The organism is Clostridium sp. AF20-7 (assembly GCF_003479275.1).
Taxonomy (GTDB): Bacteria; Bacillota; Clostridia; order Lachnospirales; family Lachnospiraceae; genus Otoolea; species Otoolea fessa.
This window is the reverse complement of sequence record NZ_QUGF01000001.1, coordinates 208,725-230,106: the sequence shown is the minus strand read 5'-3', so window position 1 is coordinate 230,106 and position 21,382 is coordinate 208,725. Positions and strand designations below refer to the sequence as shown.

The 21,382-nt window shown below is 53.5% G+C and carries 16 protein-coding genes and 1 riboswitch; all 16 genes read right to left on the bottom strand.

The window, feature by feature from the left end:
• Window positions 1-353: 353 nt before the first annotated feature.
• The 16 genes from DWX68_RS01075 to DWX68_RS01000 all read right to left on the bottom strand — a co-directional run bounded on the left by DWX68_RS01075 (window position 354) and on the right by DWX68_RS01000 (window position 21,379).
• Complete coding sequence (locus tag DWX68_RS01075) at window positions 354-1,043, bottom strand: response regulator transcription factor (protein WP_022359471.1); 690 nt, start codon at window positions 1,041-1,043, stop codon at window positions 354-356.
• 71 nt (window positions 1,044-1,114) lie between these two features.
• The gene (locus tag DWX68_RS01070) at window positions 1,115-2,590 is read right to left on the bottom strand and encodes a HAMP domain-containing sensor histidine kinase (protein WP_118492943.1); all 1,476 of its coding nucleotides are present in this window, start codon (window positions 2,588-2,590) and stop codon (window positions 1,115-1,117) included.
• Between the two features lie 268 nt (window positions 2,591-2,858).
• Window positions 2,859-4,046 (bottom strand): methionine adenosyltransferase, encoded by a 1,188-nt coding sequence (gene metK / locus DWX68_RS01065; protein WP_022359473.1) that lies wholly within the window; start codon window positions 4,044-4,046, stop codon window positions 2,859-2,861.
• A gap of 78 nt (window positions 4,047-4,124) precedes the next feature.
• A riboswitch (SAM riboswitch) is annotated at window positions 4,125-4,268 on the bottom strand.
• Between the two features lie 96 nt (window positions 4,269-4,364).
• Window positions 4,365-5,657: a UDP-N-acetylglucosamine 1-carboxyvinyltransferase gene (locus DWX68_RS01060; RefSeq protein ID WP_118628416.1), complete on the bottom strand. Its 1,293-nt coding sequence runs from the start codon at window positions 5,655-5,657 to the stop codon at window positions 4,365-4,367.
• 299 nt (window positions 5,658-5,956) lie between these two features.
• Window positions 5,957-8,437 carry a hypothetical protein gene (locus DWX68_RS01055; protein ID WP_118628415.1) on the bottom strand — a complete coding sequence of 827 codons (2,481 nt, stop codon included), beginning with the start codon at window positions 8,435-8,437 and terminating at the stop codon, window positions 5,957-5,959.
• A 335-nt stretch (window positions 8,438-8,772) separates the two neighbouring features.
• The gene (locus DWX68_RS01050; protein WP_118628414.1) at window positions 8,773-10,068 is read right to left on the bottom strand and encodes a hypothetical protein; all 1,296 of its coding nucleotides are present in this window, start codon (window positions 10,066-10,068) and stop codon (window positions 8,773-8,775) included.
• 130 nt (window positions 10,069-10,198) lie between these two features.
• On the bottom strand, window positions 10,199-11,119 hold the full coding sequence (locus tag DWX68_RS01045) for an NTP transferase domain-containing protein (RefSeq protein WP_118628413.1): 921 nt from the start codon (window positions 11,117-11,119) through the stop codon (window positions 10,199-10,201).
• Window positions 11,120-11,413: 294 nt separating this feature from the next.
• Window positions 11,414-12,655 (bottom strand): family 10 glycosylhydrolase, encoded by a 1,242-nt coding sequence (locus tag DWX68_RS01040; protein WP_117796524.1) that lies wholly within the window; start codon window positions 12,653-12,655, stop codon window positions 11,414-11,416.
• Window positions 12,656-12,986: 331 nt separating this feature from the next.
• Window positions 12,987-13,658, bottom strand: coding sequence for a V-type ATP synthase subunit D (locus tag DWX68_RS01035; RefSeq protein WP_022358661.1), 672 nt, complete (start codon window positions 13,656-13,658; stop codon window positions 12,987-12,989).
• Between the two features lie 113 nt (window positions 13,659-13,771).
• A complete protein-coding gene (locus DWX68_RS01030; protein ID WP_022358662.1) occupies window positions 13,772-15,145 on the bottom strand; it encodes a V-type ATP synthase subunit B in 1,374 nt (457 codons plus the stop codon).
• A complete protein-coding gene (locus DWX68_RS01025; protein WP_107000825.1) occupies window positions 15,146-16,915 on the bottom strand; it encodes a V-type ATP synthase subunit A in 1,770 nt (589 codons plus the stop codon).
• Between the two features lie 24 nt (window positions 16,916-16,939).
• A complete protein-coding gene (locus DWX68_RS01020) occupies window positions 16,940-17,260 on the bottom strand; it encodes a V-type ATP synthase subunit F (protein WP_118628412.1) in 321 nt (106 codons plus the stop codon).
• On the bottom strand, window positions 17,253-18,227 hold the full coding sequence (locus DWX68_RS01015; protein ID WP_107000827.1) for a V-type ATPase subunit: 975 nt from the start codon (window positions 18,225-18,227) through the stop codon (window positions 17,253-17,255). The genes DWX68_RS01020 and DWX68_RS01015 overlap by 8 nt, the downstream gene beginning before the upstream one ends.
• A gap of 27 nt (window positions 18,228-18,254) precedes the next feature.
• Window positions 18,255-18,848 carry a V-type ATP synthase subunit E gene (locus tag DWX68_RS01010; protein ID WP_118493578.1) on the bottom strand — a complete coding sequence of 198 codons (594 nt, stop codon included), beginning with the start codon at window positions 18,846-18,848 and terminating at the stop codon, window positions 18,255-18,257.
• Between the two features lie 45 nt (window positions 18,849-18,893).
• Window positions 18,894-19,361, bottom strand: coding sequence for a V-type ATP synthase subunit K (locus DWX68_RS01005; protein ID WP_022358667.1), 468 nt, complete (start codon window positions 19,359-19,361; stop codon window positions 18,894-18,896).
• A 2-nt stretch (window positions 19,362-19,363) separates the two neighbouring features.
• The gene (locus DWX68_RS01000) at window positions 19,364-21,379 is read right to left on the bottom strand and encodes a V-type ATP synthase subunit I (protein WP_118493581.1); all 2,016 of its coding nucleotides are present in this window, start codon (window positions 21,377-21,379) and stop codon (window positions 19,364-19,366) included.
• Between the last annotated feature and the right edge of the window lie 3 nt (window positions 21,380-21,382).

The window sequence follows — 21,382 nt, the reverse complement described above, 5'->3', positions numbered from 1 at the left end:
AAATCCTGTTGGAATAAAAAAGAATGTGCCTTGGCACATTCGGGCGTCTCGCGCGGTCGCTTGCGACATGTTTCTGCTTCGCGCGAGTGCGCATCCTCGCGGAGCATTTTATATGTTACTGTTCACGCATACGTGCCCAGTAACGGAATTTGCCGTGGCTTCGCATTTAAATACGGCAAATTCCTGCTGCCACCACGTTTTCTTACGGCACTTTCGGTTCCAAAAGTGCCTACCCGTGAACAATAACTTTTATATTTCATAGGACGCAATTTCTTATGAAATATAAAACGGCCCTTGGAAAGCGCTCCTGTTTGCGTTTCCCAAGGGTCGTTTTTATGTGGCTTATCCAGTCATCAGACTTTAAACCGGTATCCAACGCCCCATATCGTCTCAATATACTGCGGTTTCGCCGTGTTGAACTCGATCTTCTCACGGATCTTCTTAATATGCACGGTAACCGTCGCGATATCTCCCAACGACTCCATATCCCAGATCTCGCGGAAGAGTTCTTCCTTGGTAAATACATGGTTCGGGTTCTGTGCTAAAAAGGTCAGCAGGTCAAATTCCTTCGTCGTGAAGTTCTTCTCCTCGCCGTTGATGTAAACGCGGCGGGCAGTCTTATCAATCTTGAGTCCCCGGATCTCGATGATCTCGTTTTCCGGCATACCGCTGCCGATCAGGCGCTCATAACGCGCCAGATGCGCCTTGACACGCGCCACCATCTCGCTCGGACTGAATGGTTTCGTGATATAATCGTCCGCGCCCAGTCCCAGACCGCGGATCTTGTCAATATCGTCCTTTTTCGCAGATACCATGATGATCGGTGTGTTTTTTACTTCCCGGATCTTCTTGCAGATCTCGAAGCCATCGACCCCTGGCAGCATCAGATCAAGAATCAGAAGGTCAAAATCTTCCTCCATGCCGCGTTTCAGTCCCGTTTCTCCATTATTTTCTATCTCAACCTCAAAACCAGAAAGCTCCAGATAGTCTTTTTCCAGCTCTGCAATACTCTCCTCGTCTTCTACGATTAATATTCTGCTCATCTGTGAATTCCTCCTGCTGTTTTTATTTAAACGACCAAACTTCAAATCACTATGCCCCGACATACTTGCCACTATGCTCCGACATACTTGCGCAAAACGAAATGGATCTCCGTTCCGATGCCTTCCTTGCTGGTCGCCCAGATGCGTCCGCCGTGATCTTCGATAATCTTCTTTACGATCGAAAGCCCGATGCCGCTGCCACCCTTGGACGAATTTCTCGACGAGTCCGTCCGGTAGAAACGGTCGAAAATATACGGCAGATCTTTCGCCGCGATTCCCTTTCCGTTGTCCTCGATGATGACCTGGATAAAATCGCCGTCATCCTTGATGCGGATATTTAAAATACCCTTTTTCTTGTCCAGATATTTGAGCGAATTTCCGATAATGTTGTTGATCACTCGCTTCATCTGCTCCGCGTCCGCGATCACGACCACATCCTCGTCCACATAGTTGAAATATCCCAGCTCGATGCCGCGCGTCTCCATATCCAGACCAACTTCCTCAACACAATCACCAAAATACTCCGCCACATTGATCTTTGAAAAGTTGTACGGAATCTTGTTCGTATCGATCTTCGAATAAAACGTCAGCTCGTCAATCAGTCGATCCATATCGTTTGCTTTATTATAAATCGTCCGAATATATTTATTCAATTTCTCAGGTGAAGAAGCCACGCCATCCTGAATGCCTTCCACATACCCCTTGATCGCCGTGATCGGAGTCTTCAGATCATGGGAAATATTGCTGATCAGCTCTTTGCTCTCCTTGTCGTACTGGAGTTTTTCTTCCTGCGATTCCTTGAGACGCAGACGCATCTCCTCGAAATCCTGGCAGAGCATTCCGATCTCATCTTCATCATCCACATCGAGCGTAAAGTCCAGATTTCCATCCCGGATCTGCTTGGTCGCCTCCTGCAGCTTGTGCAGCGGACGCAGCAGAGAACGGTAGATCCACATGATCAGCAGACCGCCCATAAAACTGATGATCAGCACGCCGAGAAGCAGCATCTCTCCGAGCAGCGCCTTGATCTCCGGCACATAATCCCCGACGTTCGTCACGATGAACACACTGCCCTGTGAATCATCTGAAAACCGGAAATCGATCTGTTTGACCAGATGCTGTTCCTCGCCATCCATGTAAATACTGCCTGCCATACTTCCCTGATCACCGTACGGCGCCAGCCGTTCGCAGAGCTCGCGTCCATCCTCGCTTCCGCAGAATGTGATGTCCTTGCCCTTGCGGATGACCAGATACGAATATTTATCGCGCAGTTCTTCATTGACCTTGCTCAAATAAGCCGGTTCTTCAAATAAATCTGTATTTTCCCCGACCGCCTCGCGGATCTCCTCCTGGATTCCCTGCGTCAGCCGGTTAAACACCTGTGTCTGATTGCCGGAGAGCAGATCGATCTGCTCCGACAGCCCGTATGTTTTCTGAAACAGATGCTCCTGATAGTTTACGAGTCCGAACGCCGCCACAAATATGAGCACAATCGGAACGACCGTAATCGTCACAAAAGCAATCGCCAGACGTGTGCGTATCTTCATCCTATTTCCTCCAGTCATTGCCCGGTCTGATACCAGATTGCCCCTACAAAAATCCTCCCGCAAAACTGCGTCGGACTTCTGCGCTTTTGCTCCTGATATCTTCCACAAATAGTGTATCATATTTTGCAGATTACGTCTCTAAAAGTATTATAAATAAAAAAGCATGTGCCTTTTTGTGTAATAAAAGAGACTGCCGCAAAAGCGGCAGCCCCCTCGTTCTGATCTTATGATTTTTTACGGGCAGATACCCCTGCAGCGTTTCCTACTCTTACAGATACGCCTTTAATTCATCCACCTTATCCAGCTTCTCCCACGGAAGATCCAGATCGTCGCGGCCGAAATGTCCGTATGCAGCCGTCTGTTTGTAGATCGGGCGGCGCAGGTCAAGCATCTTGATGATGCCAGCCGGACGCAGGTCAAAGTGCTTGCGGATCATCTCAACCAGCTGATCCTCACGCAACTTGCTGGTTCCGAATGTATCTACCATGATGGAGGTCGGCTGTGCAACACCGATCGCATAGGAAAGCTGAATCTCACATCTGTCTGCCAGTCCGGCTGCTACGATGTTTTTCGCAACATAGCGGGCTGCGTATGCAGCAGAACGATCCACTTTTGTGCAGTCTTTTCCGGAGAATGCGCCGCCACCGTGACGCGCCATGCCGCCGTAGGTGTCCACAATGATCTTACGTCCGGTCAGACCGCTGTCTCCATGCGGACCGCCGATAACGAAACGTCCGGTCGGATTGATAAAGAATTTTGTATTCTCATCAACCATCTCTGCCGGCAGAATCTCGTCAAATACATATTTTTTAATATCCTTATGGATCTGCTCCTGGGTTACTTCCTCGTCATGCTGGGTGGAAAGAACCACTGCATCCAGACGGGATGGTTTGCCGTTCTCATCGTACTCTACGGTTACCTGTGTCTTGCCGTCCGGGCGCAGGTAGCGCAGGGTTCCGTCTTTGCGGACCTTGGTCAGCTGGCGTGCCAGTTTGTGTGCCAGATAAATCGGATATGGCATATATTCATCCGTTTCGTTGGTCGCATAACCAAACATCATACCCTGATCGCCGGCACCGATTGCCTCCAGCTCCTCGTCGGTCATCTTGTTCTCTTTTGCTTCCAGCGCTTTATCAACTCCCATCGCGATATCCGGGGACTGCTCGTCCAGTGCCACGATCACGCCGCAGGTATCACAGTCAAAACCGTATTTCGCACGGTCATAACCGATCTCACGGACGGTATTGCGGACTACCTTCTGGATATCCACATAGCCTTTCGTTGTGATCTCGCCCATAACCATAACCAGACCGGTTGTCGTCGCCGTCTCACAAGCCACACGGCTCATCGGATCCTGCTCTAAGAGCGCGTCCAGAATCGCATCGGAAATCTGATCACACATTTTATCCGGATGTCCTTCGGTTACTGATTCAGATGTAAAAAGTAATCTCTCCATATTTCCTCCTTTGATAAGTTTGTCGTAAGACATAAAAAAAGTCCGCAGCAACACGGACTTGATTATCTCGATCAAATCCTCTTATTGCTCGATAAACCGATCTCCCGGTTCCTCGCTCAGGCTGGCACCTTCCGTTCCCTGCTGAGACCAATTTTCAGTCCCATGTAACGGGGTTGCCGTGACTTCATAGATCCTTTGTATCTCCATCACTCTGAATAAGGGATATATACGAACTTTTTAATTGTTAAAAGTTTCAACAGTACGATAACATACTCCGCGGTGTCTGTCAAGCAATATGTGACACCGCATTCTTTTTTATCAGCCCACTTTGAGTCTGAACTTCTGCGCCTCTTTCTCGGAATCGACTTTCTCGATCACCGCGCCAAGTCCCTGCAGCTTCTTCTCAAAATGCTCATAGCCTCTCTGGATATAACCGATCTCATCAACGGTCGTATATCCTTCCGCTGCCAGCCCCGCAATGACCAGGGCAGCGCCTGCGCGCAGATCTGGTGCCTCCACCTGTGCTCCGGTCAGCTTCTTCACGCCGGTAATGATCGCGGTATTGCCCTCTACCTTGATACGTCCACCCATACGGGCAAGTTCGTCCACATATTTAAAACGGTTTTCAAAAATACTCTCAGTCACTACACTGGTTCCCTCTGCCAGTGCCAGTGTCACAGTGATCTGCGGCTGCATATCAGTCGGAAATCCCGGATACGGAAGTGTCTTGATATCGGTATGCACATGGCTCGGGCGTCCCACAACACGAACCGCCTCATCAAACTCCGTCACCTCACAGCCCATCTCGATAAGCTTCGCAGAAATTGCTTCCAGATGCTTCGGAATGACATTCTGTACCATCACGTCGCCGCGGGTGATCGCTGCCGCACACATAAATGTACCTGCCTCGATCTGGTCCGGGATGATCGAATATTCGGTTCCATGCAGCTTGTGGACGCCGCGGATGCGGATCACGTCGGTTCCGGCACCCTTGACATTGGCTCCCATGCTGTTTAAGAAGTTCGCCACATCGACGACATGCGGTTCTTTCGCCGGATTCTCGATGATCGTCTCGCCCTCTGCCAGCGTCGCTGCCATCATGATATTGATCGTCGCGCCGACCGACACCATATCCAGATAAATATGGGTACCAACTAAATCAATCGCATGTGCGAGCACCGCGCCATTTTCCACCTGCACCTTCGCACCGAGGGCACGGAAGCCCTTTAAATGCTGGTCGATCGGACGGCTGCCGATGTTGCATCCGCCCGGAAGCGGAACCTGTGCGCTTTTGTACTTGCCAAGCAGGGCGCCAATAAAATAGTAGGAAGCTCGGATCCGACGAATGTACTCGTCATCCACATGTATCGCATGAATCCCCTTCGCATTGATGCGGACAGTGTGCCGGTCAATCCGGTCTACCGTCGCGCCAATCTCCGAAACAGCCTCCAGAAACACGTTGATATCACGCACATCCGGCAGATTTTCTATTAAAACATCCTCGTCGGTCAGAATCGATGCCGCCAAGATTCCCAGCGCCGCATTCTTCGCTCCGCTGATAGTCACTTCACCTACCAGCGGATTTCCGCCTTTCATAATAAATTGTTCCATTCTGCACCTCAAAATCTATTATCTTACGATACTTACACGCGCCAGACGGCGCCTCAAATCTTTAATATCTTTAATATTTTCTTAAATTTATATCATGTTATCTACATGATTATATCATAACATCTCAATTTGTAAAGCACCGGCTTTCCGTTTGTTACTGTTCACGCATACGTGCCCAGTAACGGAATTTGCCGTGGCTTCACATTTTAATACGGCAAATTCCTGCTGCCACCACGTTTTCTTACGGCACTTTCGGTTCCAAAAGTGCCTCCCCGTGAACAGTAACTTCCGTTTTCTCCTTAATTAGCAAGGAAACAGATGAAATCATTGCCTCCATTTCCCTCGAAAAATGCCGCTGCATCGTTGAGTCCCATCTTATCCGTGTAGGCAAATTCCGTGCCCGGATACCAGAGACAGGAGATGTTGTACGCGTCATATCCACAGATCAGACCATAGCTTCCGTCTCCCAGATATGCCACCACCGGCATGCCCGCGTAGACAAAGTAGAGAATCTGGTTCAGAGTCAGCCCGCGTGCGTCGATTAACTCAGTGCCATCCGAGGAGGTCGTCTTCCCGTCCGCCATATCCGACAGATAGCGGCTGACGGTTCCCGCCATATTCTGGACGTCACGGATCGTCTTCGCATCGCTCCGATTTGCTCTCACCCAGACAACCCGGTCATTTTCATCAGTTACAAGTCCCATGCCATCGTAAGCTGCCTGCACCGCGCTGGAAAATTCCGCATACGACCCTTTCAGGCGTCCCTCGCTGTAGGCACTGTAAATCCGCTGTGCAGCCGCGCCATTGCTCTGAAGCACAATCACATCATTTTCTTCTGCTGCCACCTGCTTCGGAACATGCACCTTCGTGCTCCGTGCCGTCTTGCCCGCATCCAGCTTGACGCAATAGAGACGTCCCTTTGCGCTGTCATTTAACGTGCCAATTCCGTCCAGCGGATCTTTCGACACTTCCTCATTGCAGACCAGCGTATCCTCGTCCATCGGCTGATAGCCGCTTCCTATCTGGCGCATCCGCGACAGATGAACCCGGCTGTCCTGAATCCGCACATCCACCAGGCTGACGCCCGGCTTCTCATAGCGGGTCTCCATCTCCATATTGCTGCCGACGATCTCGACCGCATACAGCGGAAGCCCCGTCACGCGTCCGTCCATCGTAAGCTGCTCGTTCGGATGGGCAAGCCCGTAGACTAAGTCGGTTCCGACAAAGCCGATCAGTCGGATCACGGTCTGCCCCTGGAAGGAAATCTCATCCTTCTTGCCTGTCTCCAGATTCATGACATGCAGCTTAGTCGAACGGTAAATATCCGCCCCATCCTGCCACGCAATCCGGGAAGCATCCGTGCTGACTGCAAAATTTTCCTCCGTCAGGCCATCTGCCACCACCATGTACTCTTTCCCCGTCAGATCGATACTGTAAACCGCATGGTTCATCAGCACATACAGTGTCTGGCCGCCGCTTAAGTAGCACAGCTGGTTGATATCCTGGCGCAGGTTGCCGTAATCGGTCGATGCCGGCAGATACAGCCGCTCTGTCAGGGCATTTCCCGCACTCTCATAGCGGTACAGCGCGATTCCCGTCGTTCCCTCATGGTTACCGCGGCTCATATAGCCGTACACGGCAAAATCAATCTCGCCTGCCTCGCCCACATCCAGAATCTTGATTCCGTAGGTATCGTAATTGACCCTCGTATCATTCTCGCTCTTGCGGAACGCAAATACCTTTGTGCTCTCTTTTTTGCCTGTATCATAAATCCAGAGCGCCCGGTTTGCCACAAAAGCACGGTATTTCCCCGCTTCGTCCTGCATCGACTGCAGATCCTCCGCATCCGAAACCCCCAGCTGAATCCGGTCGCCAGAATAGGCGCTGCTCTCCCCCGTAAAAATCTGGTCCGCGCGGCGGTCATAATTCATCATGTAGATGCGCTGTGCGCCCAGCTTCATCGTGAAGCTCTCAATCACATCGTAATAAGCAGCCGCCTTGCCATCCTTCATCTCACTTACAACATATTTTAAATCGATCGTCCCAATGATGCCCTGCAGCTCCCGCAGATGAATTTCCGGCTCACTGACCCGCTCCATTGAAAGCCCCTTCCAGGTCAGCTGGCTGAAATCGCTTTTTAACGTCACATGCCCCAATGAACTGTTGTCCGCATTCGGATCCGTCTCCAGATAGGTCGTCAGCTCCCTCGCAGAATCATAGTCAAACGTCTTTTCAGAAAAGGACACCGCCAGATCGACCATCTCTTGAACACGGCTCTCCTGCTGCCACATCACGCGTGTGTAAAAATAAACCGCCGGGTGCTTTTCCGTCGCGATCGCAATCGTTAAGCGGTATTCGCTTCCCTCCGTCAGAAGGTTCTGGATCGGAAGCTCCGCAGCAACCTCTTCCCCTGACTGTTCCCAGTGGTCAAGCGTCGTCCGTTCTACCAGACGTTCGCCGTCCAGACTGCGGATCTCATACTGCATCCCCGTAATCTGGGAGTCCAGCTTGTCGATCGTCACCGACAGTTTCCGGTCTGCCGGAAGTACCGTCAGGTCCCCGCGTCCAGCCGCTTTCTGGCTGTCCTCCACGAAACCGTCCAGCTCGTTCATCCGCCTCCCCAGAATATTCACATAAGCGACTGGAAGGTTCGCGTCCTCAATCGAAGTATAGACCGCCCCATCCTCCCGCAACTGCATCCAGGACCAGGTAAAATAACCGGCTGCTGCCAGCACAAATAAGATCAGTAAAATCAGTATCTTTTTCAGGTTTTTCTTCATATATCAAATCAATTCCTTTTATCTCTCCACCATACCAGTTCCGTATCTTCACAGGTACAGGAAAATCTACCCGCCGAACTGTTTCCGTTTTGTCATGCACGCCAAAAACTGCCGCAGGCACCCATCTGTCCCGGCGGCAGCCTTTGTTTCAGTATAACACAAGCAGGCTTCAAATTCCAGAATTTCTATGATTTGTAAGAACTCCAATTGTGTTACTGTTCACGCATACGTGCCCAGTAACCCGATTGTTCTTTTTCCAAATCGGTAAAATTCGTTGTCACACCTGGATGTTACCGCATTTTAATTCAGAAAATTCACACCTGAAAATTGCCATTTCAGCACTTCCGACACCGTCTTCGCTCCTGCAGCTCATTCATTAATAAAACCTGAAGAAAATCCTGAAGCGGCGCTCCCCACGGATTCCCCGGTCTCCCCGGACGCGGTCCCGGCGGCGGGGGCGGCGGTCCCCACGGATTTCCCGGTCCTCCCGGACGCGGTCCCGGCGGCGGGGGCGGCGGTCCCCACGGATTTCCCGGTCCTCCCGGGCGCGGTCCCGGCGGCGGGGGCGGCGGTCCCCACGGATTTCCCGGTCCTCCCGGGCGCGGTCCCGGCGGCGGGGGCGGCGGTCCCCACGGATTTCCCGGTCCTCCCGGGCGCGGTCCCGGCGGCGGGGGCGGCGGTCCCCACGGATTTCCCGGTCCTCCCGGGCGCGGTCCCGGCGGCGGGGGCGGCGGTCCCCACGGATTTCCCGGTCCTCCCGGGCGCGGTCCCGGCGGCGGGGGCGGCGGTCCCCACGGATTTCCCGGTCCTCCCGGGCGCGGTCCCGGCGGCGGGGGCGGCGGTCCCCACGGATTTCCCGGTCCTCCCGGGCGCGGTCCCGGCGGCGGGGGCGGCGGTCCCCACGGATTTCCCGGTCCTCCCGGGCGCGGTCCCGGCGGCGGGGGCGGCGGTCCCCACGGATTTCCCGGTCCTCCCGGGCGCGGTCCCGGCGGCGGGGGCGGCGGTCCCCACGGATTTCCTGGTCCTCCCGGGCGCGGTCCCGGCGGCGGAGGCGGCGGTCCCCACGGATTTCCCGGTCCTCCCGGGCGCGGTCCCGGCGGCGGGGGCGGCGGTCCCCACGGATTTCCCGGTCCTCCCGGGCGCGGTCCCGGCGGCGGACTCCATGGACGGCGCTCCTGCGCGGTCAGATTCGGCTCATCCGCCTCCCACACCATATATCCAGCGTTTCCGCCCTTCTGTTCGCCCCGAAGTGGTCCATACCATACATCATTTCCAGGAAGATGCGGCTGTATGCTGGTTCCCGCCAGATTCTCTTCTCTTTCTCCACCAGGAGAATCTATTTTCAGGGAATTTTCCACCATCGCCGTTCCTTCTTCTGTGGATACGGTGCCCACGTCCGCCGCCTTTATATAGGTCGTCAGTGTATCCGTCCTTTCCGTTCCAGCCGGATAAACCTTCTGCCATTTTTCCAGTGCCCGTTTTGTCAGTTTTTCCAGAAAGATCCGATCCGGATATTCATCATAGATGGGACTCCCCTCATACTCCAGCTCATCACAGACCGCTTCCACGCAAAGCTGCATCTGCTTACATGCAGCCGGATAAAGACTCTTAAAATATGCAAAATCCTGCATCGGACTGCCATTCCCCCTTAATTCAAGGCTTACATGGTATCCTATGCAGGATTTATGCGTATCATGTTATTCTCACGTACCGTTTTTCACGTTATCCTCTGCACAGCCGAATCAACTGTTCCTCAAATTATCAAAACAGTTTTTCCGGGTACACGCCCTCACGGATCAGCGCCCGGATCGACTCCGTCACACTCTCCTTATCTTCACGGTAGGTCACGCCAAACCAGCGGTCATGCGTCTCCAGAAGTTTCACCCGTGCGCGCCCATCGTGGATCATCTGATCGATGATCGTCGGAAGCAGGTACTCCGACTTCACGTCGCCCTCTTTCAGCCCCGCAAGAAACTCTGGAAATCCTTTTTCCAGCTCCTCCACAAAGCCCGGTGTGAGTCCCCACATATTCATCGATACATGCTGGTTCTCCTGAACCGAAACCGGATTCCCCTCTTTGTCCGTCGCCGTCATGCCGTCCGCTGTCTTCTGGATATTGTAGGTTTCGGTTACGCGTTTTAAAATCTCTCCCTCGCCCACCTCACAGACGCCGCGTGTCACGCCGCCGTTCTCGCTGAGCGTATTTGCCAGAATAAAGCCGCCCATGCAGATATCATACACCGGTGCGTTCACGTCCATCTGTTCCACCATGTATGTATGAATCTTTCGGAACACTTCTTTTCCATAATAATCATCCGCATTGATCACCAGGAATGGCTCTTCGACCAGTCCGCGGATGCTCAAAATCGCCTGTCCGGTTCCCCACGGTTTTTTCCGGTCTGCCGGGACACTGAATCCCTCCGGTACATCCGAAAGCTCCTGGAATGCGTATGTCACCGGCGCAATCTTCTCAATCCGGTTCCCGATCACTTCTTTGAAGTCCTCCTCCAAATCATGACGGATCACAAAGATAATCCGGTCAAATCCAGCTTCCAGCGCGTCATGGATAGAGTAATCCATAATGATCTCCCCATTCGGACCCACCGGCTCCAGCTGTTTGATCCCTCCGCCAAAACGGCTTCCGATTCCGGCTGCCATAATGACAAGTGCTGTTTTTTTCATCTTCCCTCTCCTCGTCCGTATATTTGCTGCCATCTGAACATTATGTAAACAACAACATTTTTACTGCAATCGTATGTCCAGTATAGCACAGAACCCCTGTGGTTGCAATCATCCACAGGGGTTTCCATTTCCCCAACAAGGTATCATGGTTACCGTTCACGGGTAGGCACTTTGGGAACCGAAAGTGCCGTAAGAAAACGTGGTGGCAGCAGGAATTTGCCGTATTTAAATGCGAAGCCACGGCAAATTCCGTTACTGGGCACGTATGCGTGAACAGTAACTATCTGGGAGCACTTAATGGAACAGCGCCGTCACATTCGCCACTTCCTCCGCTGCCGCCGCACGCGTCAGGGACGATAAATCATAGAAGCAGTAACCGCTCACCTGTCCGGTTGCCCGTCCAGCCTGCACCTCGCGCTTCATGATATCATGATACCGCTGCCACTCCGGCACCTCGTTGCCGTCCACTGCATCTGTTCCGGTCTTATAGAGCGCCAGACCGACATACAGCTTCACATTGCCCTTCTTTTTCAGCGTCACCCACTCATTCAGGCAGTTTGCAAACGCATAGCCCGCTGCCTGGCCGTTCTGCTTCGCCTCAAATCCCCAGTAAATCTGCGGCATCAGGTAATCCACATAGCCGCTCTGGGTCATCCACGCATCCACATCTGTAAACTGGCGGGTATCTTTTCGGAGGTTCTGTAAATATCCCTCCGGGCTGATACCGAACAATGCCTGCGGACGGATCGACTTGACCGCACTATAAACGCCCCTTACCAGCTCATTGACATTATTCCGTCTCCACGCCGCCACACTCAGCGATGTGCCGCCCGCCTGGTACTCTGGATAATCAAACCATGTTTCCGCCTTGCTGTCATCGAGATTCGGATAGAAATAATCATCAAAATGGATGCCGTCCACCTCATAATTCGTCACGATCTCTTTCACACCGTCAATAATCAGCTGGCGCACCTGCGGAATCGCCGGATTGTAATAATACTCACCATTCTGGCACAATACCCACCGGTCATTCGAACTGTCCCCGTCCTTCGCCCACGCGATCGCCGGATTTGACGCACACAGATCCGAATAACGGTTCAGATACCCCGTGATCCGGTACGGATTGATCCACGCATGAAGCTGCAAGCCCCGCTGATGCGCCGCCTGCACCGCATATGCCAGCGGATCATACCCCGGATTCTTTCCCTGTTTTCCAGAGGCAAATTTCGACCACGGGAAATACTGTGACGGATACATCGCATCTCCATCCGGGCGAACCTGTAGGAAAACCGCATTTAACCCCTTCTGTACACAGAGGTCCAGTGTCTGATCCATCGCTTTCTTATATCCAGCCTCATCCTTCGCCCATCCATTCCAGTCCAGATACGAAACCCAGACACCTCTCATCTCTCCACTTCCAGGACTGCCGCCCGATACCGGACCCGCATACGCCTTCGAAACCGGCAGGAACAACATCCCCACCGCCAAAAGAAATGCTGCCACCCAGCCGATCGCCCTCTGTACCTGCTTTGCCATGCAAAATTCCTCCCCTCATTTCCTCCTATTCTACCAAATATTTCCAATAAATACTTTACTTTTTTCTGTCTCTTTTATTTTTCCAATACACAGGGACGAGCCCGCGAGGTCCGAACCGCCTTTCATATATCTTTGTACGCATCTTGAACACAGGTGTCCGAACAGGGCGGACGCAGTCCGTCATGGGCGAACATCTGTAGTGAAAGCAAGCGAACAAAGGTATATCGAAAGGGCGGTTCGAACCTCGTGGGCTCGTCCCGTCATTTTCACAACTATGTGCAAAAAGCCTCCCCTGACAGCCCTAAAGCCGCCAGAAGAGGCATTTTCATCATCACGAACAAAGCTCCCGCTTCTCCTTATAATGATGCTTCTCCTCCAGCATCATATCCTTTACCTTCATCAGGCGGATCTGCGTGCTTCTCTCATTTTCATCCAGCTTCATCGTGATATATTTGATATTTTTGCGCGCCTCCGGAATAATTACGTGTTCCAGCGCATTGACTCTCCGACGCGTTTTCTCGATCTCGGCTGCCATGAGCTGGCAGGCTTTCTCTGTCTCGGACAGCCGCAGCATATCCGGCAGAATGTCCGCCAGCGACTTGACTGCCCCGTCCAGATCGCTCGAAGTAAACGCAAATCCATACGAGTAAATATCGTTCTCATCCGCCGTCCGGGTCTTATAATGGAACACCGGAATATCGACGCTCATTACGTTTTTCTTGTCTGCTTCCAGATAAACCGCCTGTTTCGGCGCGGCAAGCGCGGTATTTAACGCCTGCTCGGACATCCCGGCTTTAGCGATGACGAAATTCACATTCGCACTCCGGATGCCCGCCTCCACTTTCTGGCGCAGCGCCATATTTTCCCGGACCAGATCCAGGAACTGGCGCATCAGCTCATCCCGCTTATCCTTCAGCAGTTTATGTCCCCGCGTGGCTGTCGCCAGCTTCTTTTTCAGCCTCGTAAGCTCCATTCGGGTCGGGTTGACCTGTGTCGATGCCATGCGTACCACCTCTCTCCTGCAATCACTTTGTCACAACAGATCCGCCAGCTCCCGCAGCCGCGTTATGACACGCCGCTTTCGTTTTCAAGCGCATCCGCCATGCACAGGCATTTTTACTCTTTCCCATAATACAGATCCAGATACTTCTCATCGATACGTTTCAGCTCGCTTCTCGGCAGGATGGAAAGCAGTTTCCAGCCAATCCGCAGCGTCTCCTCGATATCGCGGTCCGTATTGTAGCCCTGGGAAACATATTCTTTTTCAAAGGCGTCCGCAAATTTTGCATAGATTAAGTCAACATCGGACAATGCCGCCTCGCCCAGGATCACCATGAGTTCCTTTGCTTCCTTGCCGCGCGCATACGCCGCAAAGAGCTGGTTTAAGGTGTTCGAATGGTCGGCACGCGTCTTGCCCTCGCCAATTCCCTTATCTTTCAGACGGGACAGCGACGGAAGTACGTCAATCGGCGGTGTGATGCCCTTGCGGTACAGATCACGGCTTAAGATAATCTGTCCCTCGGTAATATATCCGGTTAAGTCCGGAATCGGGTGCGTCTTGTCATCCTCCGGCATGGTTAAGATCGGAATCATCGTGATCGAACCATTCTTGCCTCTCTGGCGTCCGGCTCTCTCATACAGGGATGCAAGATCCGTGTACATATAGCCCGGATAACCACGGCGTCCCGGAACTTCCTTGCGGGCAGCCGAAATCTCTCGCAGCGCATCCGCGTAGTTCGTGATATCCGTCAGGATAACGAGAACGTGCATATTTTTCTCAAATGCCAGATACTCGGCAGCCGTCAGCGCCATACGTGGGGTCGCGATACGCTCAACCGCCGGATCGTTTGCCAGGTTGATAAACAGGACGGTACGGTCGATCGCGCCCGTCTCCTTAAAGCTCTCAGTAAAGAAATGCGCTTCCTCAAAGGTGATACCCATCGCCGCGAAGACAACGGCAAACGGTTCGTCCGTGCCGCGCACCTTCGCCTGTCTCGCAATCTGGGCTGCCAGATTCGCATGCGGCAGACCGGACGCCGAGAAAATCGGCAGTTTCTGACCGCGGACCAGTGTATTCAGACCATCGATCGCGGAAACACCCGTCTGGATAAACTCCTGCGGATAGCTTCTCGCCGCCGGGTTCATCGGCAGACCATTGATATCGCGGCGTTCCTCCGGCAGGATCTCCGGACCGCCGTCGATTGGATTGCCCAGACCGTCAAAGACGCGTCCCAGCATATCCTCCGATACGCCAAGTTCCATCGTTCTGCCTAAAAAACGCACCTTACTATTTGAAAGGTTGATACCCGTGGAACTCTCAAAAAGCTGTACCAGCGCATTGCCGCCGTCGATCTCCAGCACCTTGCAGCGTCTCTTTTCGCCGCTCGCCAGCTCGATCTCACCCAACTCGTCATAGGTAACATTTTCCACGCCCTGCACCAGCATCAGAGGACCTGCAACCTCCTGTATGGTTCTATATTCTTTCGGCATTTAGAATGCCCCCTTTCCAGCCGCATCGGCAACCTCTTTCGCAAGCTCATCGAGGACCGCCTGATACTCTTTCTCCACGTCTTCTGCCTTCGTATATTTAAAACGTCCGATCTGCTCGCGCACCGGCATCTTGATGAGATTCTGGATGGAAGCGCCGCCTTCCAGCGCTTTCTTCGACTGCTCATAGAACGCCAGCACCAGCTTCATCATGCGGAACTGTTTCTGCAGTGGTGTATACGTGTCAATCTCATGGAAGGAGTTCTGATGCAGGAAATCCTCACGGATCGAGCGCGCCGCTTCCATTTTCAGGCGGTCGATCGGGGACAGTGCATCCATGCCGACCATCTTTACGATCTCCTCCAGCTCTGCCTCTTCCTGCAGAAGGCTCATAAGACCCTGGCGGCAGCTCATCCACTCATCCGATACATTCTCATCAAACCATTTTCCCAGATTGTCCACATACAGGGAATAGCTGGTCAGCCAGTTGATCGCCGGGAAATGGCGCTTGTATGCCAGCGCTGAATCGAGTCCCCAGAACACCTTGACGATACGCAGCGTCGCCTGGGAAACCGGCTCGGAAATATCGCCGCCTGGCGGGGATACGGCTCCGATTGCGGACAGCGCGCCCTCGCGTCCGTCCCTGCCAAGGCAGATGACATGACCGGCACGCTCATAGAACTGTGCCAGACGGCTTCCTAAGTAGGCCGGATAACCTTCCTCGCCCGGCATCTCTTCCAGACGTCCCGACATCTCTCGCAGCGCCTCCGCCCATCGGGAGGTGGAATCCGCCATCAATGCCACCGAATAACCCATGTCGCGGAAATACTCTGCGATCGTGATACCCGTGTAAATCGATGCCTCGCGGGCTGCTACCGGCATATCCGAAGTATTGGCAATCAGCACGGTCCGCTGCATCAGGGAGTGCCCGGTCTTTGGATCCTTTAACTCCGGGAACTCATTTAAAACATCCGTCATCTCGTTGCCGCGCTCACCGCAGCCGATGTAAACAACAATGTCCGCTTCCGCCCATTTCGCCAGCTGGTGCTGGATGACGGTCTTGCCGCTTCCGAACGGTCCCGGTACGGCTGCCACGCCGCCCTTGGCGATCGGGAAGAATGCGTCAACGACACGCTGTCCGGTGATCAGCGGTTTTACCGGCGGCAGCTTCGTCTGGTACGGACGTCCGCGCCGAACCGGCCATTTCTGCATCATTGTAAGCTCTTTTTCGCCGTTTTCCGTCTCAATGACCGCTACAGTTTCCTCCACCGTAAATTCACCGCTCTTGATCTCTTTAACGGTACCTTTTACACCATACGGTACCATAATCTTATGCTCAATGATCAGCGTCTCCTGCACGGTACCGATGATGTCGCCTGCTTCCACACTGTCGCCCGCTTTCACGGTCGGCACAAACTGCCATTTCTTATCACGCTTTAAAGACGGAACCTCAACGCCGCGCTTTAAGTTGTTGCTGCCCGTCTCCTTCATGATATCGTCCAGCGGCCGCTGGATTCCATCGTAGATACTCGTCAGGAGTCCCGGTCCCAGTTCAACCGAAAGCGGCACATCCATCGACTCTACCGGCTCGCCAGGTCCTAAACCGGAAGTCTCCTCATATACCTGAATCGACGCTTCATCTCCGTGAATCTCTATGATCTCGCCAATCAGACGTTCGTCGCTGACGCGGACGACATCAAACATATTGGCATCCCGCATCCCGCTGGCGATAACCAGCGGTCCTGCTACCTTCTTTATCGTTCCTTTGCTCATTGGAAGGTTTCACCCACCTTTCTATCATGCATCTCCAAACAGAATATCCGATCCAACTGCCTGTTCCACCGAATGCTTGACCGACTCCACGCCCTTTCCCGTATTCCCGGAAATACCCGGAATCAGGATCACGGACGGAAGCGGCTGTTCCCGGTAGCGGTCGATGACTGCCTCAATCCCGGCAGCCGCCGCCTCGGTGATATAGATCACCGCATAGGAACCAGAAGCCAGTTCCAGAAATACTTTCTCCGTCTCATTTACATCGGACACCGGAAATGTCTCCAGTCCCAGCGCCGCAAATCCGTAGATGCTGTCGTAATCTCCGACTACTGCAACCTTATACATACATCTCCCTTATCCTTTCCCGAATCTGTTCCTCCTCAAGACCGTTCAGACGGGCGGTCAGGATGATACGGACCGTTTTGATCTCATTTTCCTTCGCCAGTATATAGGCAACCAGCGGTCCCGCCGTAAACGGGTTGTATTTCTGCGGCTTGATCGTCTCGATCAGCTGATTGTCACACCACCGCTCAAACGCCGACGGCGATTCCTTTAATGCCTGCGCGCCGCCCCCATAGCGGGTTCCTTCCAGATACTCGCAGATCGCGCCGACACCGCCAAGAGCCGCCTGTGACAGGCGCTCGATATTCAAGCTATCGCACGGTGCCATCGCGCGCCGCATAAAATCCAGATGTTTTCCCGTCTTCTGGGAGCGCACCGCTATCTTGATATCCGCCACCGCGACCGTTGTCTCGGCATAATCGCGGATGATCGCGTCGGACGCATTCTTTCCGCACTCATAGATAGCTGCGAGCGCCGACCGGTCAACAATGATATCGCAGAGCTGCCCGTCGCCCGTGTGCAGAAATGTCTCGCTGGCTTCCTTCGCCGCCTCCCGCATATGTGCCGGAAGCGCCTGCCAGTCCTTCTCCGCCACGATCTTCGACATCCGCGCGCCGTCCACCTCGCAGTCGTCAAAATAGACATTGCCGTGGCTGCCCGGCGCCGCTGCATCCTTGATCGCCGCCTTTAAATTGTGGTAGAGATCCCCGTAGGAAAGCACTGCCAGGATCGCGTCGTCGCCCTTCAAAAGGTCGCGGACCGTCTCCCAGGATTTCGCCTTCTCCCGGGTCAGGATCGCCTCCGCGCTGAGCGGTGTATCTGCATCCCCCCAGCCGTGTTCGGTCAGGAAACGCAGCGCCCCCTCGTAGCTTTTTACGGACAGCAGCTGTTCAATCTGTGCGGAGGAAAAAAGCCCATTTTCCAGTGCCCGGATCCGGGCGACCGCGTAGGCATATTTTGTATCAGACATATAAGCCCTCCTTACCTTCTCCCGCCGTTATCCAAACAGCATCGCATGTACCTTGTCCGCCAGCTCATCCCGCTGCGACGCAAACAACGCCCCGGCAGAACAATTTTCCTCGACACCGCCATACACCAGAACAAAGCCCCCGTCGATCTCCCTCGGTTCTTTTTTCAGTACCAGGCTTCCGCCCTTTTCCTGCGCTGCCTTCTCTATCTTTGCCGGAAAATCATCCGGCATCCGCTCTAAATCACGTTTTGAAACATAGATTTCTCCTGCCCGATCCGTCACGAACCGGGAAAGAAGCTGCTCCATCCATGCAAAATACGCCTCATCCGGCTTTGCCAGCAGCTCCTTGTGTGCCGCCGCAAGCATTTCCTCGATGATCGCCTGCTTTTCCGCAAGGATCGCCTGGCGCTTCTTTAGCGCCGCCGAAGAACGAAGCCGTTCCTCATAGCTTTTTTCACGCTGCGCCGCCGATTTCGCCTGCTCTTCCTCCAGCTTTTTTACCTTTTCACCGGCTGCCGCAAGAGTCGTCTCCGCTTCACCGGCTGCTTTTTCCCGAATCGCAAGCGATTCCTGCTTTGCATCGTCAAGGATCTGAGCAATAATCTTATCTAATCCATTCATACGCTTCACTCCTTAACTGATTTTGATTCTTTCCGCCGTGCCAGATTACAGTGCATTGATTGCCAGAATCGAAACCAGAAGTGCCAGAATCGCATAGGTCTCAACCATCGCCGGGAACAGCATCGCTTTACCAAACTGTTCCGGTTTCTTCGCTACGATACCGATGGAAGCAACCGACGTTCTTCCCTGATGTCTCGCCGATACCAGACCAACCACGCCGATCGGAAGGCATGCTGCCAGATATAAGAGTCCCTGGGAGATCGACATGCTCATGTCAGCGCCGCCGCCAAGAAGACCAATCTTAGAAAGAGCGATGAAACCAACCAGCAGACCGTAGATACCCTGGGTACCCGGAAGCAGCTGGAGCAGAAGCACCTTCGCGAATTTATCCGGATCCTCGGTTACGACTCCGGCTGCTGCCTGACCTGCCACGCCTACGCCGTAGGCTGAACCCATACCTGCAAGAATAACCGCCACTGCAACTCCCAACAATGCAAATACAATTCCGCTCATATTTAATCCTCCTTGATTTCCACGTATTTTGTTATCTGCTTAAACGGACGGAACGCCTTTCCGCCACCCTCATAGAACTTTCCGAAAAACTCGACGTACTGCAGACGGCAGGTATGCACATACGCGCCGAGCAGGTTGATCGCCAGGTTAAACAGGTGTCCGAAGCAGAATACCAGTATAAATACAATCACGCCAAATACATTATTTCCAACCATACTTCCCATCTGGTTGATAACCGATGCGATAACGCCGGTTGCCAGTCCGAGCGCCAGAAGGCGCGAGTAGGAAAGCACATCCGACACCCATCCGGTAATATTGTACAAATCATATGCGCCAAGCGCCAGCCGCAGGAGCGGATTCTTCTTGTCGCGCGCCGACATCACCAGAATTCCCAGCGCGCCCACGATCGCCATTCCCTTTGCCAGCGAATTAAGCACCGGCGGGAATACGATATTCATCTGCGCGATGGAACCAAACAGTTCCGTCGGAAGCAGCATCAGGATCAGCCCCAGAAGCAGGAGGTACCAGAGTACCACGTCGCAGATAAAATCCACAACCTTGCCATCCTTTAAGAGCATATATCCTTTCAGTCCCAGCCCCAGGAATAAGTGAATCACGCCAAATAACATCGAATAAACCAAAAGCTTCATCGGGTCATTTAGCGGGACAAACCAGAGCGCCGGTATCGTCACCGTATGTCCAAAATATGTCCGGCTCACGATGTCCACCGCATCTCCGAAATAACCGCCGAACATGACGCCCCAGAACAGGGTCGAAAGTCCGCAGTACATAAAGAGCCGCAGTGATTTCCGCAGGTTTTCTTCCATCCTTGGGAATTTCTTAAGTGCCAGGAAGCACATCAAAAATACAATAAATCCGTATGCCGCATCTGAAAGCATCAGACCAAACAAAAATACATAGCACGCTGCCATGATGCCGGTCGGGTCCATCTCCCCCTTCGCCGGTAAGCCAAAGGACGCGGTCACGCCCTCCGCCGACGCCGCGAAGGTTCCGTTGGAGAGAAGCACCGGTGCTTCCTCATCCTCCGGCACATCCGAACTTTCCACTGCAAGTTCAAACCGGCTATTCAGCTTCTCCTCCAGTCCTTTCGCATCGCGCTTCGGGATAAATCCCGTGATCATACACGTTTTTTCCGACTGTAAGATCTCGCCGAGCGCCTCATACTTCTGTGCCCGCAGGCGGTAATAGTCGGATAACAGTTTCAAATCTTCCCTCGCCGGAGCGCACTGTTTCAGTTCTTCTTCCGTCGCCGCCGCGCGTCCCTCATGCTCTGCCGCTTGCGCTTTGAGTTTCTTAGCGTAAGCTGCCGGAACTTCCTCCACCGGACGCGCCGGACGGGCAAATCCAATCGACCGGAGTGCTGTCTCCAGCTTCTCCTCGTCCTCTTTCAGGCAAATTACCGCAATGCAGGTCTGGTCGGCATCGCTTCCGACAACCTCCAGCTCCCATTTTTCAAGCTGCGGCTCCTGTTTTGCCACCGAAGCGTAAATTTCTTCCTGCGTATAAGCGCCTCCGCCGACCGCGCCAGCTAAGATAGCACACCGTTTCGTCTCCTGATACGCAAGTGGAATCTCCAGCTTCTGCCACGGTTTCAGGCTTTCCGCCTCCGCCAGCAGTCTAAGCGCCGCAGTCTTTTCCTCCGTGATCTGCTTTTGCAGGTTCAAAATGCGTTCCGCCTGACCTAAAAGCGCCTCTGCGTTCGCCTCCGTCTCCCGGTACGCGCCTGCCTTTGCAAGCGGCTTTCCGGCAAGCCCAGCAAGCATCGATGTTTCCTCCGGAACCACCGCGGCAAGCACTTCCAATGCGCGATCCGCCGTCGCCGCATTCCGCTCAAACTTCTGCCGATCCTCCAGCGTGTCCGTCCGCTTAAATACCTCGTCCGGCTCCGCCTCCGCAGAGAGCTCCAGCACTCCGGCAGCCTGCAGAAACTCCATCAGGGACTTACGGTCCTTCTTCAGGGCACAGATACATAGCTTTTGCATCTGCAATACTGCCATATC

Coding starts and splice junctions, on each gene's coding strand:
- DWX68_RS01005 (WP_022358667.1), bottom strand. CDS start 19,361: ATGAGCGGAATTGTATTTGCATTGTTGGGAGTTGCAGTGGCGGTTATT.
- DWX68_RS01055 (WP_118628415.1), bottom strand. CDS start 8,437: ATGAAGAAAAACCTGAAAAAGATACTGATTTTACTGATCTTATTTGTG.
- DWX68_RS01050 (WP_118628414.1), bottom strand. CDS start 10,068: ATGCAGGATTTTGCATATTTTAAGAGTCTTTATCCGGCTGCATGTAAG.
- DWX68_RS01010 (WP_118493578.1), bottom strand. CDS start 18,848: ATGAATGGATTAGATAAGATTATTGCTCAGATCCTTGACGATGCAAAG.
- DWX68_RS01040 (WP_117796524.1), bottom strand. CDS start 12,655: ATGGCAAAGCAGGTACAGAGGGCGATCGGCTGGGTGGCAGCATTTCTT.
- DWX68_RS01030 (WP_022358662.1), bottom strand. CDS start 15,145: ATGCCGAAAGAATATAGAACCATACAGGAGGTTGCAGGTCCTCTGATG.
- DWX68_RS01000 (WP_118493581.1), bottom strand. CDS start 21,379: ATGGCAGTATTGCAGATGCAAAAGCTATGTATCTGTGCCCTGAAGAAG.
- metK (WP_022359473.1), bottom strand. CDS start 4,046: ATGGAGAGATTACTTTTTACATCTGAATCAGTAACCGAAGGACATCCG.
- DWX68_RS01060 (WP_118628416.1), bottom strand. CDS start 5,657: ATGGAACAATTTATTATGAAAGGCGGAAATCCGCTGGTAGGTGAAGTG.
- DWX68_RS01075 (WP_022359471.1), bottom strand. CDS start 1,043: ATGAGCAGAATATTAATCGTAGAAGACGAGGAGAGTATTGCAGAGCTG.
- DWX68_RS01070 (WP_118492943.1), bottom strand. CDS start 2,590: ATGAAGATACGCACACGTCTGGCGATTGCTTTTGTGACGATTACGGTC.
- DWX68_RS01045 (WP_118628413.1), bottom strand. CDS start 11,119: ATGAAAAAAACAGCACTTGTCATTATGGCAGCCGGAATCGGAAGCCGT.
- DWX68_RS01015 (WP_107000827.1), bottom strand. CDS start 18,227: ATGTCTGATACAAAATATGCCTACGCGGTCGCCCGGATCCGGGCACTG.
- DWX68_RS01025 (WP_107000825.1), bottom strand. CDS start 16,915: ATGAGCAAAGGAACGATAAAGAAGGTAGCAGGACCGCTGGTTATCGCC.
- DWX68_RS01020 (WP_118628412.1), bottom strand. CDS start 17,260: ATGTATAAGGTTGCAGTAGTCGGAGATTACGACAGCATCTACGGATTT.
- DWX68_RS01035 (WP_022358661.1), bottom strand. CDS start 13,658: ATGGCATCGACACAGGTCAACCCGACCCGAATGGAGCTTACGAGGCTG.